15 protein-coding genes are annotated in these 16,339 nt (G+C 59.1%); 3 read left to right on the forward strand and 12 right to left on the reverse strand.

Going from position 1 to position 16,339, the window contains the following annotated elements:
- Positions 1–38 precede the first annotated feature (38 nt).
- From Q8R61_RS05010 to Q8R61_RS05035, 6 genes are all read right to left on the reverse strand, one after another.
- The gene (locus Q8R61_RS05010; protein WP_305534853.1) at positions 39–770 is read right to left on the reverse strand and encodes a PEP-CTERM sorting domain-containing protein; all 732 of its coding nucleotides are present in this window, start codon (positions 768–770) and stop codon (positions 39–41) included.
- Positions 771–1,529: 759 nt separating this feature from the next.
- Positions 1,530–2,912, reverse strand: a complete 1,383-nt coding sequence (locus tag Q8R61_RS05015; RefSeq protein WP_371133558.1) for an undecaprenyl-phosphate glucose phosphotransferase — start codon at positions 2,910–2,912, stop codon at positions 1,530–1,532.
- A gap of 438 nt (positions 2,913–3,350) precedes the next feature.
- The gene (gene pepA / locus Q8R61_RS05020; protein WP_305534857.1) at positions 3,351–4,169 is read right to left on the reverse strand and encodes a flocculation-associated PEP-CTERM protein PepA; all 819 of its coding nucleotides are present in this window, start codon (positions 4,167–4,169) and stop codon (positions 3,351–3,353) included.
- 332 nt (positions 4,170–4,501) lie between these two features.
- Positions 4,502–5,167 carry a PEP-CTERM sorting domain-containing protein gene (locus Q8R61_RS05025; RefSeq protein ID WP_305534859.1) on the reverse strand — a complete coding sequence of 222 codons (666 nt, stop codon included), beginning with the start codon at positions 5,165–5,167 and terminating at the stop codon, positions 4,502–4,504.
- Between the two features lie 63 nt (positions 5,168–5,230).
- Positions 5,231–5,905: a PEP-CTERM sorting domain-containing protein gene (locus tag Q8R61_RS05030; RefSeq protein WP_305534861.1), complete on the reverse strand. Its 675-nt coding sequence runs from the start codon at positions 5,903–5,905 to the stop codon at positions 5,231–5,233.
- Positions 5,906–6,412: 507 nt separating this feature from the next.
- Positions 6,413–7,114, reverse strand: a complete 702-nt coding sequence (locus Q8R61_RS05035; protein WP_305534863.1) for an FxDxF family PEP-CTERM protein — start codon at positions 7,112–7,114, stop codon at positions 6,413–6,415.
- Positions 7,115–8,050: 936 nt separating this feature from the next.
- Between Q8R61_RS05035 and Q8R61_RS05040 the strand changes: the two genes are divergently transcribed.
- The 3 genes from Q8R61_RS05040 to Q8R61_RS05050 are packed head-to-tail and all read left to right on the forward strand — an operon-like array spanning position 8,051 to position 11,168.
- Positions 8,051–8,272 carry a PP0621 family protein gene (locus Q8R61_RS05040; protein ID WP_305534865.1) on the forward strand — a complete coding sequence of 74 codons (222 nt, stop codon included), beginning with the start codon at positions 8,051–8,053 and terminating at the stop codon, positions 8,270–8,272.
- The gene (locus Q8R61_RS05045; RefSeq protein WP_305534867.1) at positions 8,269–9,849 is read left to right on the forward strand and encodes a nitrogen regulation protein NR(II); all 1,581 of its coding nucleotides are present in this window, start codon (positions 8,269–8,271) and stop codon (positions 9,847–9,849) included. The genes Q8R61_RS05040 and Q8R61_RS05045 overlap by 4 nt, the downstream gene beginning before the upstream one ends.
- A 2-nt stretch (positions 9,850–9,851) precedes the next feature.
- Positions 9,852–11,168: a sigma-54 dependent transcriptional regulator gene (locus tag Q8R61_RS05050; RefSeq protein ID WP_305534869.1), complete on the forward strand. Its 1,317-nt coding sequence runs from the start codon at positions 9,852–9,854 to the stop codon at positions 11,166–11,168.
- Positions 11,169–11,493: 325 nt separating this feature from the next.
- Here Q8R61_RS05050 and Q8R61_RS05055 read toward each other — a convergent pair whose 3' ends face one another.
- The 6 genes from Q8R61_RS05055 to Q8R61_RS05080 all read right to left on the reverse strand — a co-directional run bounded on the left by Q8R61_RS05055 (position 11,494) and on the right by Q8R61_RS05080 (position 16,304).
- Complete coding sequence (locus tag Q8R61_RS05055; protein ID WP_305534871.1) at positions 11,494–11,979, reverse strand: hypothetical protein; 486 nt, start codon at positions 11,977–11,979, stop codon at positions 11,494–11,496.
- A gap of 975 nt (positions 11,980–12,954) precedes the next feature.
- Positions 12,955–13,473: a hypothetical protein gene (locus Q8R61_RS05060; RefSeq protein ID WP_305534873.1), complete on the reverse strand. Its 519-nt coding sequence runs from the start codon at positions 13,471–13,473 to the stop codon at positions 12,955–12,957.
- 140 nt (positions 13,474–13,613) lie between these two features.
- Positions 13,614–13,901, reverse strand: a complete 288-nt coding sequence (locus tag Q8R61_RS05065) for a helix-turn-helix domain-containing protein (RefSeq protein WP_305534875.1) — start codon at positions 13,899–13,901, stop codon at positions 13,614–13,616.
- Between the two features lie 12 nt (positions 13,902–13,913).
- The gene (locus Q8R61_RS05070) at positions 13,914–14,126 is read right to left on the reverse strand and encodes an AlpA family transcriptional regulator (RefSeq protein ID WP_305534877.1); all 213 of its coding nucleotides are present in this window, start codon (positions 14,124–14,126) and stop codon (positions 13,914–13,916) included.
- A 181-nt stretch (positions 14,127–14,307) separates the two neighbouring features.
- Entirely contained in the window at positions 14,308–14,985 is a 678-nt protein-coding gene (locus Q8R61_RS05075) for a hypothetical protein (protein ID WP_305534879.1), read from the reverse strand.
- Positions 14,986–15,077: 92 nt separating this feature from the next.
- Entirely contained in the window at positions 15,078–16,304 is a 1,227-nt protein-coding gene (locus tag Q8R61_RS05080) for an integrase arm-type DNA-binding domain-containing protein (RefSeq protein ID WP_305534881.1), read from the reverse strand.
- Between the last annotated feature and the right edge of the window lie 35 nt (positions 16,305–16,339).

Raw genomic sequence — 16,339 nt, forward strand, 5'->3', positions numbered from 1 at the left:
TCGGCTTCAAGATGCTACGAAATTGCTTTGGCAAATTACTAGACGGAACGGCGACGGCGGGCAACCACGGCGCCAACCAGGCCCAGACCGGCCAGCATCATGCCGTAGGTGGAAGCCTCGGGGATGGGCGCAGCAGTGGAGATGGTGCCTTCCAGCACCCAGCGTGCGGTCTGGGTAGTATAGGACTGCGACGGATCGTCAGCCGTCGTGATGTCATGCTGGAACGACAGGCGGAAAGCATATTCGTCGGAACCCGTCTTGATGAAGTTGAGCACATTCGGGGCGGCATCAGGCGACTGCGCGAAGTTGAAATTCGCACCAACGTAGTAACCAGCCCAGTCAAAGTTGGAAATGATCAGGTCGGAACCGGAAAGAACCGTACCGACTGCTGCCGCATCAGCTGCAGCGCTGGTGGACCAGGTGATGGCGCCCGAACCCGGAACAACCACACCACCGTTCACTTTTGCATTGAAGGGCTGGAAATCAGCACCGGCAAACGAAAAACCGGATGTGAATTGCAGCGGCGCGCCGCCCGACATGTTGATCATGCCGCCGTTCAAGTCACCAAACCAAAGACTTGCGCCGGTGTACGTGGTCGTGTTGATATTGCCGAAACGGAAAGCACCTTCTCTCCCATCAGTACCCAGCGCGTTGGTAGTAGCGTTAATGGTGTCAGCAATCTGCACGCTGGTCACGCTCAAAGCGTAGGCGCCATTCGCGGCCATCGCCATCGCGACTGCTGCAGCAATTTTTGTCATCTTGAAATTCATTGTGTATCTCCTCTAGTCGTGTAGAAAGTATCGATCGATCAAACAACTACATCCTCCTGCCACCCGGTGCGATACGCTGCACCGTACAAAATGCTTTGCGGCCCTGCCTGTTTAGCAATGGCCGTACCAGCTTTGTTGGATAATTATTTATGGCCATCGAATCAATCGTTTAAGGATTCGGTGCTGCGGCTCTGCAGAACGTACTGGTAGTTTCGAACTACCACTGTAAAAAAATCCGACACCTGGGATGCAAAAAAATAGGCTGATGCAGTTAAATGGGCTCGAATCACCGGCAGAATTTCCTTATACCAGCGGATAATAGTCTTTTGATTCAATATATTGGTACCTTATTACCATCCGCCAAGCCATGTGTAAAATTTATCGACACAACGGCAATCATTAATTTAATTAATACATGTATAAACATACGCCCCACACCCGGGCCCATCTGATAGGACCGGGCATTGGGTAACGCAGCCTTCGCAGGGCGTCGCGGATCGGGAGTTTTGCTGTGCGGGCAATGCGGTCGCTGTCCCGATCCATCCGGGCCAGCCTGCATTAGCATGGACGTTGGCAAGGGATTGCCAACCTACGTATGTCTGTACGCGTTCTGATCGCGCCAGACGACGGCGAGGGTCTTGCCGATGATCATCAGGTCAGGTCGAACACCCGCGAGCAGCCGTAGGGCGGGAATCCTTTCCCGCCGCTTGGACGGTTGTGGCGCATGGACGTTGGCAAGGGATTGCCAACCTATGTATGTCAGTACGCGTTCTGATCGCGCCAGACGACCGCCAGAGTCTTGCCGATGATCATCAGGTCGAACACCAGCGACCAGTTGCGCATGTAATCGATGTCGTACTGGATGCGGGCGCGCATCTTGTCGAGGGTTTCGGTTTCGCCTCGCAGGCCGTTGACCTGGGCCCAGCCGGTGATGCCGGGCTTGACCTTGTGGCGCAGCATGTAGCCCTTGATGAGCTTGCGGTACTGCTCGTTGTGGGCGACGGCGTGCGGGCGCGGGCCGACGACGCTCATGCGGCCCTGCAAGACGTTGATGAACTGCGGCAGCTCGTCGAGCGAGGTGCGGCGGATAAAGGCGCCGAAACGGGTGATGCGCGGGTCGCAGCGGCCGGCCTGCTTGATGACCTCGCCATCGTCGCAGACACGCATGGAGCGGAATTTGTAGACCAGGATTTCCTGGCCGTCGAGGCCGTAGCGGCGCTGCTTGAAGATGATGGGGCCGGGGGACGACAGTTTGACGCCGGCGGCCACGATCAGCAGCAAGGGCCAGATCAGTAGCAGGATGAGGCTGGCGATGACGACGTCGCTGATGCGCTTGCCGATGCCGGAGACGCCGAGGGTGGGCGTTTCGGTGAGCGCCACCACGGGCATGCCGTGGATGTGGTCGACCCGGGCCTGGATCAGGTCGGACACGAAAATGTCCGGCACAAAATAGACCGAGGTGGTGGTGTCGCGCAGGGCGTCGAGCAGGTTCAGGGTGCGCGGCTGGGCGGCCATGGGCAGCGTGATGTAGACGAGGTCGATGCCGTTGCTGTTCACATAGCTCGGGATGTCGTCGAGCTTGCCGAGCAGTTTTTTGGGGTCGACCAGTTCGGTGCGGTCCATACTGCGGTCGTCAAAGAAGCCGATCACGTCGACGCCGAGCGAGCTGTCGTTGGCAAAGCGGCCGCGCAGTTCGGTGCCCAACTGCCCTGCCCCGACAATGATGGCGCGGCGGCGCCCGCCTTCCAGCAGCAGCAGGCGCGGCAGCAGCCGGCGCACCACGCGGTGGGCGAAGTACATGGCCACCGGTGTGGCCAGCACCCAGGCCAGCACCAGATCGGGCGGGAACCAGTCGAGGTAGCCGGAGGAATAGCCAAACAGCAGGATCAGCCCGGCCAGAAAGATCCAGGGCATGATGACCTCGTTCCAGAAGGCGCGCAGCGTCACTTCGGGCCATTTTCCGGGGAAGGTCAGTGTAAAAACGATCAGCGCCAGAATGGGATACGGCCCGCGAAACGGCTCGCCAAATACCACGGTGCAGGCGATCAGGACCAGCACGGCCACAAAGGGGTCGAGCAGGATCTTGGTTAGCGACACAACGGAAAGTTGCTGGCGGAATAGCCACTGATTGTGGTTTGTCATTGCTCCTGGCGCACCGCAGGGATGCGTTTTTTATTACTTATCGGGTCAGGCCGCCCGCCGTTTGTTTGCCTGGTGGCCAGACCTGATGGGTCATTATGCTACATCCATACCATATTCCAGCAACATATATACCAAGCCTTATGATGGGCCACCCTACCTGCGCCGCGAAACTCAATCCGGCCAACGCGTGCGGCGGTGCGCCATGAATCCAACCTACCCTAATCCATCCGGCATCATGGCGCAGGTTTGTGTCTTGGGAATGACGGCGAGAATGCCCCCCCACACAGCATCGATCCGGGTATGCAGGCTCAGGTGCGAGATTCGGCGAACTCGATGGGTGAAGACGATGGTCCCGGGCCAGCATTGCCGCACCGCGTTTCAGGCCGAATCAAAAAAAAACGGCCCCGGAGGGGGCCGCGATACCCACGGAGATGAAGTTCAGGCTAGCAAACGCGTGCGGCGCCGAACCATGAAGCCGACCAGCCCCAGGCCAACCAGCATCATGGCGTAGGTTTCGGCTTCGGGGACCGCCAGCGTGGCATAGCCATCGGCGGCAAATTTGTAATCACCCGCATCCGCGGTGTTACCGAGAACACTGGGCACATCGCTCAAAAAGCTTGCATCCGCTGAATTTCCAAGGCGCAATGTAAAAATCCCGTCTGCAGTGGCGATGGTGTCAGGATCGAACACAGCAGCATCGAAACTGGTGACCTGGACAGTGATGTCGTTCGCGCCAAAGATCGCACTGCCAAAGGTCGCCGCTACCCCGCCCCCGCCGGTGACGGTGCCACTCATGATGACTTCGCCGTTCGTAAAACCGCTATCCGTCGTGTAGTCGCGGTCCGGGTATGTATCGCGATAGATCGTGAAACTGCCGCCATTCTGGATCACCGTCGAAGCGGTATTCGGGTCGATTTGCGTCGTTGTCTGCGAGAAATTGGCGACCACCGTCAACTCATAGGTGGTGTTCAGATTGGCCGCCAGCACCAGGACACTATTCAGTTCGTGATTGGTGACAAACGATTGGAAGTAGCCATTCAGGGTGGACACGTTACCCACCACACTGGTTGTTTCCAGCAACACCACACCCGTGCCAAAGTCATAGGTACTGAACGGGCCAACCACATCTTCGTCCCCCTCAGGACTCCCGGCCGTATAGTCGGCAGTACCAATCCAGTTGGGTGCCGCTTGCGCGGACTGAACGACAAAACTTGACGCGGCCAATAGCGAAGCCAGCAAAACGTTCTTACGATTCATCACCCCTCCTTCACACACACGTTTTATGCCATTTCATGAGCATGCTTAGAAATGGAAGTGGGCCTGTACAGACACCGTCTTACGAGGCAAAGACCGTTTAGCAAAAAACGCACCAGATCGCGTAGACATTTCATACCAGATTGATTGCTCGAAAAAACTTATCGTTTTCTCACTCGCCGATAAATTCCATCCATCACGAATGTAAAAAAAACCGACAGCCAAAGGGCTGCCGGTATGTAGGTCCTCCTGTGCGGCACAAGGAACACCCAATCAAGCATGCACCAATGCAAACGGCTCCCATCGGGAGCCGTTTGCATGCATTTGCCTATCGATCAGGCGATTGCACGGCTTCGGCGCCGAACCATGAAACCGACCAGGCCCAGACCCACCAGCATCATGGCGTAGGTTTCGGCTTCGGGGACCGGCGTGGCCACGGCCACCACGCTGATCGCGTCCTTCCAGATTTCGCCGGCACCGAAGGCGAAGAGCTGGTTGTCGATGGTGAGCGTGACGCTGGTGACGAGGCCGTCGGGGCCGCCCCAGCCGCTGGCCGGAATGGCGAGCGACGCGCCGCCCGTCCAGGCGAGGTTGCTACCCGTCGTGGTGAACGCTGAGCCAGTGATGGCGGAAGACACTAAATTGCCGGTGGTTCCCTCGATGTCCAGCGCCTCGAAGACGCCGCCAAGAGAGACCTCGTCCACGCTCGTGGGCAGGGTGTAGCCGCCTGTCTCGATCAACTGGAAACCGGACAGGAAATAGCCGGCATTGGCCGTAACGGTGATGGTGATCATCGGATAGGCCGGCGCGCCATCAGTAGCGCGGAAGCTGCTCGGGGCGAAGGTCAGGCTGTTGCCGGATACCGTGGGCGTGCCAAACATGCTGAAGTCCGGCTGCGTGGTATCAAACGTGAAGGTGACTTCGTTGGCCGATGCTGCGCCGACGAGCAAAAAACCGGCGAGACCGAGTGCCGCGACGGCGGCTTTGGTGGGGGTTCTCATTGTGTGCTGCGCTCCTCTTTATTATGTATGTTTATATGTATGTGGCCCGGCCGAAGCCAGGCTTTATGCTGCAGGCTGACGGCGACGCCGGGCCCACAGTGCCGCGCCGGCACCCGCCAGCAGAAGCGCCAGCGCGGACGGCTCGGGCACCGCGACCGGCGCGGCCATGATACCGAAGCCGGCGTAGTTCTTGCGGATGAAGCCGATGCCGCTGGTCGGATCGGCGATGAGCGTGTCGTCGAGCCTGACGGTGAAGACTTGCGCCGTGCTGGCAGGCGCGGCCAACAGACCGGACATCGCCCAGGTGATGCTGGTGCGGCCGACCTGGTTGAGCGGCTGCGCGGGCGCCAGATTCAGGATTGTCGCGCCGAGCGTATCGTTGGCGGTGACGCCCAAGATGGCGGACACGTCCACCAACCCGCCGTTGTGCAGGGTGTAGTTGCCGCGCTCGGTCAGCACGATCCCGTTGAGCCGGTAGCCCGTGTCAATGGTGAGCGTGAATTCCAGCGAGGAAGACGTGGAGACTTCAGGACCGTTTGAGACGGCAGCGAAGCGGGTGGGCTGGAAATACAAGGTATCGAGCGATCCGGACAGGTCGCCCGTGCCGAAGAGGCCGGTCTGGGCGGTGTCATAAGTAACGCTGAAGCCGTTGCCGTACAGAGTGAGGGGGGCGGCCGAGGAAGCGTGTGCAAACGCCAGCAGTCCCAGGCCCATCCATATTTTTTTTGTTGTCCGCATGTTTTTTTGATATTTATAGAATTTGTTCGTCACGGATAAGTAAGCAAGATGCACGCCTGACTGAAGAGACTTTTGTACCTTCATGATTGCAAAAAGAATTTAACTTTTCACGCTGATATGCGGGGCCGGATTCAACGCCGAAAGTAAAGAATCCCGACAGCCGCACGAACATAGGGACGAGGCTTCGGCATGCCGGCGGGCTTCCGGGCCAGTGCGCATTTCCATTTTGCCGGGAAGCAAGAAGCGCTGATGCGCCGCCTTCGATTCGCCCTACCCCGAAAACCAGACGGCCTGAGCTGGCCGGTCCGGGCGACGGACCCGCCCATCCGGCCGTGGTACCGACACCCCCGCAGCGCAAAAAAACGGCCCGCGATTGAGCGGGCCTAGATGCGCGTGAACGCATTCGATCGAACCTTCTCCCGACAGTGCGTATGCGAGCAGTACGCCGTTCCGGGAAGGCTCTTGTCTGGCGGGCAGTTCAGGCTGCCCTTTTTGTTTGCTTGATGGCTACACGATCGATTTCAATGCTGCGCGGCGGCGCATCGCCGCGAAACCCACCAGCCCCAGGCCTGCCAGCATCATGGCGTAGGTTTCAGCCTCGGGTATCGGCGCCGTGACCACGGTCAGGCCGACGAATTTTTTCTCCACGAATGCCAGAGAAGGTGATATGCCGGTGGACGCCAGAAGCAGGTTTTCGATGGTCACGTTGAGCGCCTGGGCGGTATTCCATGCAGACAGGTCGGTCGACACCTGGGCGTCCCAGTTGTGGGTGGGCAAACCCATCTGGGTGAGCGGACTGCTGGATACGATGCTGGTGGTGATGTCGACCAGTGGGGCCGCGATATCGAAGATCCGCATCTGGCCCGCGACATCGGCCATGCTGCCCGAACCCAGCAGCAGATAATCGCCCTTTTCCACGAGACCGATGCTGGAGAACAACCAACCGGAATGCGCCGACACCTTGATGTTGATGGTGTCGTTGGTGAGCGCGAAACCGGCGCCATTGAGCGACTTGGCCTCAAAATCGGTCGGGGTGAAGTAGAGGCTGTTGCCGGACACATTGGCGGGGCCAAACAGGCCGAGCATGGCGTCGTCGAAGGTGAAGTCGACGGTCGTGCCCGACAGGGTGACGGAGGCTGCGAGAGCGGCTCCGGATAATGCCTGGCTCAACAGGAAGAGTCCTGCAGTCAGTGTTTTCATGCGCTTCATCGATTGCTCCTTTGGAATGATGTTGGGTTTAAGGCCGGATATGCGATCCAGGCAAATCTCCGCTTTAAGTCTGTCAAACCGTTCAGCCTTGCGGCCGCCTCCCAAAACCGCTTCGCTGGGCGCACGGACACCCGGGGCAAACAAACCCAGCGCACGCCGGCAAGGAGCAAAAAAAAACGCAGCGCCTTACCGGCGTGCGCATGAGGCATCGCTGGGCGAAAGCCCAGCGAAACAGAAGCGGCGGGGCATGCATGTAACACACCCCTCCTGGCGTCACCGTTGCCGAAGACGCCTACTGCTATTCACGCGCACTACCTGTTGCTATTTTTGTTGTGTGCAGCTTGTCGGGCCGAATAGGGCGGATCTGTCGTCCGCCTTGCCGTGCCGGCCCGGCTGCTTTTCTGGTTACACCTTGTCATTCGTTTCAGCCCGCCTCGTCCCGCCCGAGTCCAAACGTACCGGGACCGGGGCGCACGCGCACGGCAAGACGGAATCTGCAATAGTAAATGCGGCGCAGCACCGTCTTGGCGTGCGCATGAGATACCGTTGAGCGAACCCAACGATCACAGGATGCGGCAAGGTCCGAATCGAACCCGCCCGGACATCCGTACTGCCGATGTCCACTGCTTTTCACGCGCACTGTTTGTTGCTTTTTTTGTAAAGCTTGTTTTTTATGTGTCGGCTTTCGAATCTGTTGTCCGAATAACCTGCCTGATTACTAGCAGGACCCGTGCCACCGGTTTTGTTCGGTTAATAAGGACTTGTATTCGTGGGTGTTTTATACCATTCCCGAGTTGCAGCACGACGGAACCGCGCACCTGATGTAAAAAATTCCGACACACGAAAGCGGCAACCCCGATGCCGCTCCGCGCTCGCCGCACGCTGCCAGGCCGTGCGCGGCCATGCTATGCTGGGCGCCCTTTTGGAGGCAATGGCGTGATCAAGATTCTGGTGCTGCTGGTGATCGGGTTTGTGGTGTGGGGCATTGTCCGCGCCTATCAGCGTTCGCTGGCCAAACCGCCCGCGTCCAAGCCCCCGGTCGTCGAGGACATGGTGAAATGCGCGCATTGCGGGGTAAATCTGCCGCGTAGCGAAGCCATCTACTCCGGCGGCGAGCTGTTCTGCACACCCGAACACAAGCAACTCGGTAAAAAATGAGCACGGCGGCAGCCCCTCTGCCGCGCCTTGCCTCGCAGGGTTATTTCGCGTCGCACTGGCGCAGTCTCGACTATTTCAACCTGTACCGCCTGACGCTGACGCTGGCCCTGGTGTTCACCGGCCTGCTGTTTGACGCGTCCGATCTGTTTCGCCCCGACGCCGCACCCCGCTTCCAGGCTTTTGCCTATGCCTACCTGGTGGCCACGGCCCTGTTCGTGCTGGGCATCCGCGCGCGCTGGCCGGATTTTCAGATCCAGCTCACCGCGCACATCATCGCGGACATCCTGTTTGTCGTGCTGCTGATGGGCACCAGCGAACGCCTGTCCACAGGCCTGGGTCTGCTGCTGGTGATCTCGATCGCATCGGGCGGATTGATCGGCAGCGGCCGGCTCAGCCTGCTGTACGCGGCAATGGCGTCGATTGCGGTGCTGCTGCAGCACGGCTTCAGCATTCTCAACGCCACCCAGCGGAGCGACAGTTTTTTTCAGGTGGGCATCCTGTGCCTGGGCTATTTCGCCATCGGCTGGGTGGCGCATGCGCTGACCCAGCGCGCGCTGCAGTCGGAAAAGCTGGCGCAGCGTCAGGCGGATGAACTGGCGCTGCTCAACCGCATCAATGCGCTGGCCATCGAGAATTCTCCCGACGGCCTGCTGGCAGTGCGCGGCGATGGCGTCGTGCGCCACGCCAGTCCGCGCGCATTGACGCTGCTCGGCACCACCAAGGCGATCCTGCCCGGCATCACCCGCCTGGAGGCGCTGTCGCCCGAACTGGCACGGCTGTCGCAGCTGATCGCCCCCGGCGCCACGCCCACGCTCAACACGGCGGCTGCGCGCTTGCGGGTGCGTTGCATTCCGCTGACCACCGCCGACAACAGCCGGGTGCTGGTGCTGGAGGATCAAAGCCAGGCCGAGCAGGTCGCGCAGCGGCTGAAGCTGGCCGCACTGGGCCGGCTGACCGCCAACATCGCGCATGAAATCCGCAACCCGCTGTCGGCCATCAGCCATGCCGCGCAACTGCTGCGCGAGGAAACCCACGACCCTGCCCTGACCAAGCTGACCGGCATCATCGAAAACAACGCGCACAGGCTCGACCGACTGGTGGAAGAAGTGCTGACGCTCAACCGGCGCGACCGCCTCAACCCGGTCAGCTTCGATACGACCCTGCTGACTGCCCTGATCGATGAACTGCGCCAGACTGAAGAAATCCCGGCTGAGGCCGTCATAGTCACCATGCCCGACGCGCTTCACTTCAAGTTCGATGCCGACCATCTGCGCCAGATCCTGTGGAACCTGATGCGCAACGCCTGGCGTTACAGCCGCAAACAAGCCGGCAGCCTGCGCATCCGCGCCCAGGTCGTGGGTGGCAGCGCACGGATCGAGATCGAGGACGACGGTCCCGGCGTCGCCGCCGAATTCGAAAGCAAGCTGTTCGAACCCTTCAGCACCACCGATGCGCAGGGCACCGGCCTCGGGCTGTTTCTGGCACGCGAGCTGGCCGAGGCCAATCACGCGAGCCTCACCCACCTCCCCGCACCGGGCGGCGCCTGCTTCCGCCTGAGCCTGCGCGGCAGCGAGTGAGCATGGCAACCGTACCGCGCATTCTGCTGGTGGATGACGAGCCCGACCTGCTCGACCTGATGGAACTCACGCTGGCCAAGATGGGCCTGGAAACCGACCGCGCCGCCAGCGTGGCGGAGGCGCAGCTGCGGCTCGCGCAAACCCGTTACGACCTGTGCCTCACCGACATGCGGCTGGGGGACGGCGAAGGCCTCGACGTGATTACCACCGCCAGTGCACTCAACCTGCCGGTGCCGGTCGCGGTCATCACCGCCTACGGCAATGCCGGCAACGCGGTGGCCGCGCTGAAGGCAGGTGCTTTCGATTATCTGTCCAAGCCGGTGGCGCTCGACCAGCTGCGCGCGCTGGTCAAATCCGCGTTGAAGATCCCCGAGGCCGCGCTGGCCCAGTCGCCCTCGCGCGAATTGATCGGCCAGTCGGCCGCCATGCAGGACATCCGCGAGCGCATCGCCAAGCTCGCGCGCACCCAGGCGCCGGTGCACATCTCGGGCGAATCGGGCAGCGGCAAGGAGCTGGCGGCACGCCTGATTCACCGCCTCGGCAGCCGGGCCGACAAGCCCTTCGTCGCGGTCAACTGCGGCGCGATTCCGGAAACCCTGATGGAAAGCGAATTTTTCGGCTACCGCAAAGGCGCATTCACTGGTGCCGAAGCCGACCGCAACGGTTTTTTCCAGGCGGCCGATGGCGGCACCCTGTTCCTGGATGAAGTGGCCGACCTGCCGCTGTCGATGCAGGTCAAGCTGCTGCGCGTGCTGCAGGAAAAAAAGGTGCGCAAGGTCGGCGCCACCACCGAGGAATCTGTCGACGTGCGCATCATCAGCGCCACCCACCAGAACCTCGCCGCACTGGTGGAGGCCGGACGCTTCCGCCAGGACCTGTACTACCGTCTCAACGTCATCGACCTCGTCATGCCCAGCCTGCGCGACCGCGCCGCAGACATTCCCGAGATGGCGCGCTTTCTGCTCAGCAAGCTGGGCGGCGGCGACGTCAAACTCGAACGCGACGCCGAAAAGGCGCTCTGCGCCTATGCCTTCCCCGGCAACGTGCGCGAACTGGAAAACACCCTGGAGCGCGCACTGGCGCTGTGCGAAAACAAACGCATCACATCTGACGAACTCAACCTCGCCCCGCTCCCGACTGCGTCCGGCGCCCCGCCCGGCAGCAAGTACCCGCTGCAGGACTATCTCGACCAGATGGAACGCGCCGCCATCCTCGAAGCGCTGGAACAGACACGCTACAACAAGACCGCCGCCGCCCGCGTGCTGGGCGTCACCTTCCGCAGCCTGCGTTACCGGCTGGAGCGGCTGGGAATCGACTAAGCTGCTGCTGCCTGTAGCGCACGTCAAAAAGCCGCATCCAATATCGGATGCGGCTTTTTGACGTGCATGTGAGTGGTGCGCTTGTCTGACTCGAATAACAAGCTACAGACAACGTGGTTGCTTGATCCAATAATTTAATAATACAAACATACCGCCAGAACTACCGCCACTTGATCGCTGCTACCTTTGCTCCAATCGTCTATCGTCGTAGAGCCTAACATTTGCCCTTCGATCACAAGGTTGTCGGATCGACCCAGGAAAAAATAGAGCCACCGTGATGGTGGCTTAAAGATAGTTCAGCGGAAAACAGCGAGCGATTATCGATTCAAATACCCTTTTTATTCATTTCAGTTAATGCATATTCATATGCAGCACAAATGAACTCCGCGTTTGCGCTGGCTATAGACCCCGCATTAAAAACAAAGTCATTCTCATATAGGTAATCTCCACCAAGAGAGAGAGTCACGAGTTGTCCTTGTTTATTTATGCAGTCCGAATACTTCACATACCATTTTTCAAGGTCAATTTTTGTGGTCTTTTTATAAGTCACCCGACCTACGACTACAAAAATATCGTCACCAGCTTTGTTTTTTGTGATCAGGCCCGATTCCTTTTTTATTGAGAACTCAGTACCTCTTTCTTCACTTGCCCCAGTAACTACCCAGTTATCATCCGCCATTGCAGAAGAGCAGGCCGCCACTACTAAAAGGCCACCAATAATTCTTTTCATTTCCATTGCCCCCTTTGTTTTATTCTTGCCGTTAATTAAACGACTAAGCATAATCTTGAGCCGCACATACCACCAGGTCAAGCCTGAAGTTCTTTAAAGAACTCCCCATCGCCGCAGTAACGCAGCCGCTTGAATCTCAAACACCTCATCCCTGCGCATTTCCAGCTCCCATATCTGACTGCGCAGCCGATCAAAAGTCTCCTGGTGCATCCCCTTGGGTTTTCGCCAGCCGTTCCACTCGCAAGCGCCGCCGGCCAGCTTACGTTCAACCTTGCGCTGCCTGCGCCACAGCCGCCCCGTTTCGTCTTCGCATTGGCTGAAGTAGCCAACACGGACGCAATGACGGCACGCGAAACGCCCTCCAGGTGCCCCGTAGTACACGATCCCACAGCGGCGCCCACATGAGGGACAACGAAACCACGGACGCGAGCCGCCATAGTTGCAGGGGGTGCGTTCGATCCACAGCGAGCATTCAACATTACGCGGCTCGCTGTTATAAGGCGTCCACTGGTAAGAGAGGGTTACACGCTCGGTATCAGCAGCAACACGCACGCCTACGCTGCCGGCGCTCTCCCCGTTACGTGACCAATGCCATGAAAACGCCCCCGGCCTCAGCAGCCCTTTCCTGGCAATCTGCCTTACGTCAAAAGCCATCGATTGTTCGGCCTTGCGCTTCCACCCCGGACGGCCAGCCCCGAATCTCATGCCACCAGTGCCCATTATTTAGCCCCCACAGAATACGAAATCATTAGATAAATGACACTTGTTGCGAGCCATCAAACCAGACCGAAAGGCCCGCCAATACTGGGCAAACGCGTGCGCGCGCGAGGGCCATCAAAAATTGAGCTTTCTCGCCGCTCCATTTTCCGGGTCAGCGTTAGCTCGAAAGAGCAAGCACGGTCGATGTTTTCGATAGCGGGCTAGTTTTTCCACGCCCTCCCCCTCTTCCATCCAGGAGAGCAATCAAGCGAATCACGGGCAGGGAGTGGTAATACATTCATTGTTACCGGCTGGCGGTACATTGAACGCACCAAATACCCCCGTTTACGTACCTGCTCACGGTACTGTAAGAGCTTCAGCTTTACCGGCTGGCGGGAGTGGACCGTACCGGCTGGGGGTATTGCCTTTACTGGCTGGCGGGCTGGTGCTCGCGTTTCTCTGGGCGATGGGCAAGGCGTCCATAAAACCCCATGCGCCGGGGTGATAGTCCTTACTTTCAATTTCCAGCCCGACGAAGTTTGAAATCTTGATCCAAGTAACTGCGTAACGCGAAGCGCCAATATTCAGCCCGCCCTGCCTTGTCTGAATTAGCAGGCCGCGTCGCATGAGTTCATCCCTTGCCCGCTGGATTACATCGCGCGATTTCCAGCCCCGGTTCGCAAGCCATGAGAACGACAAGTGCAGGTGTCCGTTATTTCCCTTCAATGCATTGTGCTGCCTCATCAACTCGAACAGCAGAGCCTTTGCCGGATAACTCAACCCCTTGAACGCAGTGCAATCCAAAACCGCGTGAGGTATCCCGCTGTAAAGGCCGGAAATTGACTCTAGGAGCCGCTTCTGCTTTCTCTCGGCCATGGCTCACCCCTCCACCAGCCGGGACAGGTGGCAATACAAGCCCCACAGTTCGATTAAAGACAGGGCGGCAAGGTCAGCCCCTATGCCAAGGTGAGAAAATCGCTCACAGAGCGATTGCAGGCGTTCCAGCCATTCGCCATTCATGGCGCGGCCTTTTTCAAGACGTAGCGTGCTATGCGATGCTTGCGCCCGCACTCGGTTACGCCTTGTGTCCAGATCGTCGCAATGTCATACCCCATCGCGCGCAACTCGAACACGCGCGCAGCAGGCATCAAAATGTCCAGATCGCGCCGGGCTTCAATCGTCGTCAGTGAATGCTGTTTCTCGAACGCCGCCAGCAGGTGCAGGCGTTGAGTGTGGGCGGAGTTATCGTTATGATCGCCGTGTGTGTTTTGGGCTGCCTGCGGGTGGCCTTTTTCTTTTTCCATGGTCGGCTCCGCTCAGGCTGCAAGCTTTGAGAGTGCTTCGCGAACTTCGCCAACACGCCAGCGGGTCGTCCCTTCGCCCAGGCGGTGCGGTTTCGGCAGCCGTCCAGATTTAGACCAACGCCATACTGTCGTTAGGCTGGTTTCGAGTGCGGCAGCGAGCGTGCTACAGGAAATGAAGCCGGAGTCCGGCAGGGTGTCGAGGTTGGGCGCGGTTTGATTCGCCATGCTGTTTTCCTTCGAGAAGCAGCCAAGCACACACGATGGCCTGGCAGTGCATTGGCGTAAATATTCCAGTGCAGCCGCCGAAGAAAAACGGAAAGGGGTTTTGTTTTAAGGGAGTCGCCCCTCTGAAACCCCCGCCGCTATTGGTGATATGGGTGTCACAGATTATTTGTTGAAGGTATCTCTAGTCTTCCGGCTTACGGCCCGTAGGTGCCCATTCAGGGCGGATGATAGTCGCCGCTTTGTCTGCCAGCGTTGGAGAAAAACCCTGATCCACCAACCACGCGGTTACCTTGGCATTATCGGGGTGTGTCCCTCGGTCATCCCGATCAGCGTTAGCCCAGAATTTCGCCGCAGCCTGATTCAATTTCGCTAGCTTGTCGGAAACATGCTCCCTGGATGGAGACTGAATCACGGACTGTTCCTCACGGCCATCTTCCATTGAAGTCTGAGCAAACTTGTAGATCGGATGGAACCCCTTGAGGTTGAACCAGTCGCCAAGGCTTTGTCTAGAGAAAGACGGGGCATCATCCAATATTGTCGAATTAAATGCGCGCCCCATCCGAAGGCAGCCCTCCACCTCTCGTACAAGCTGCGTACTCGGTAGCGGGAAAGAAAATCCCGAGAAAACCGAACCCAGTGTCTCGCCTGAATCGAACCGATTACCGAATATGAGCGAAAAACTAACGGCAGACTCTGCCGTGGCATAGCCTACGGAAATTTGTCGATAGATAAGATCGGCCTTCGCTCTCCGCTCCACTGGCAGTTCCGCATAAACAAGCGGTTCAATTCCACCGGCCAGACAAGCCGCCTCCCTCATCGAAAATTCATCAACCAAATCCCAGTGCGATAAATCCATCATCGGCGCCCCTCCACGCAGCCCTTGTGGGGAGCCGCGCCAGCCGGGCAAGGGAACCCGGTTTTCGCCCCGTCGGGCTAGGCGCAGCTAACTCATTATGCGCCCCGGTGCAACGGTATCACTTCCCCTCCGGTTTCCAGTGCGTCGCAGGTGTCCGCCCACGCCTGCATCATCTTCCGCCGCTCGGGCAGGTGTTGGCTGCGGGCGTAGGCCGCCACGGTGCCGCTGGCTTCCTTGTGGTCTAGCTGGCGTTCCATCGCTTCAACACTCCAACCCTGTTCGCTCAGGATCGAGCGCGCCGACGCACGAAAGCCATGCACGCACTGGCGGCCTTGGTAGCCCAGATTGTTCAACAGCTTGCCGACGGTGTTTTCGGATATGACTTCGCCTTCGCCGTAGCCTTTGGACTTAGGAAACAGGAAGGGCGTGTGTCCAGTCAGCAAGCGCAGTTCTTCCAGCAACTCAAGCGCCTGCCGGGACAATGCAACGGTATGTGCTGGCAGCGTCTTGCCGACCTTCATGCGATGCGCTGGCACTTTCCATTCCCGCGCCTCAACGTCGATTTCCTCCCAGCGTGCAAAGCGGAACTCTTGCGCCCGCACCATCGTCAGCATGGCGAAATAGGCCGCATACCGTGTGACAGGCTCAAAGCCGGTGGCCTCCCGCAGATCGCGCAGGAAAGCGCCAAACTCGCGCCGTTCGGTAATGGCTGGCCGGTGGTTGGTGGCGGGCTTTTGCATTGCCCCCAGCAGGTGCGCAGCCGGGTTATCTTCCGCCCTGCCGGTAGCCACGGCATAACGAAATACCTGCCCGCACATCTCCCGCAACCGGCTGGCAGTGTAGGCGATTCCCTTGGACTCAATCTTGCGCAGCATCGCCAGCAGGTGGGCCGCCTTCACGCTGGTGATGGGCAGGTGCCCTATCTCGGGAAATACATAGGCTTGCAAGTGGGTGATGGCCTTGTCGGCTGTCACCTTCGCCCACGACTTCGACTTGCCGGCGTGCCATTCACGGGCAACGGCCTCAAAGCTGTTTGCACTGGCAGCCCTATCTGCCAGCTTGCGATGCTTGCGCGCTTCGCTTGGGTCTATGCCATCCGCCAGCAGGGTGCGGGCTTCGTCGCGCTTCTCACGGGCGCGGGCTAGGGTCACATCTGGATAGACCCCCAGCGCCAACGTCTTGCGCTTGCCGTCGTGGCGGTAGTTCATCCGCCAATACTTCCCGGCAGCGTTCACCAACAGATACAGCCCCTTTTCATCGGCCAATTTGTAAGGCTTGTCGATGGGCTTGGCTTTCCTGGCGGCCTGGTCGGATAGCGGCATGGCTGTTGCCTTTCATGGTTTTGGCGGTATGCGGT

This window comes from Thiobacillus sp., from assembly GCF_030696885.1.
Classification (GTDB): Bacteria; Pseudomonadota; Gammaproteobacteria; order Burkholderiales; family Thiobacillaceae; genus Thiobacillus.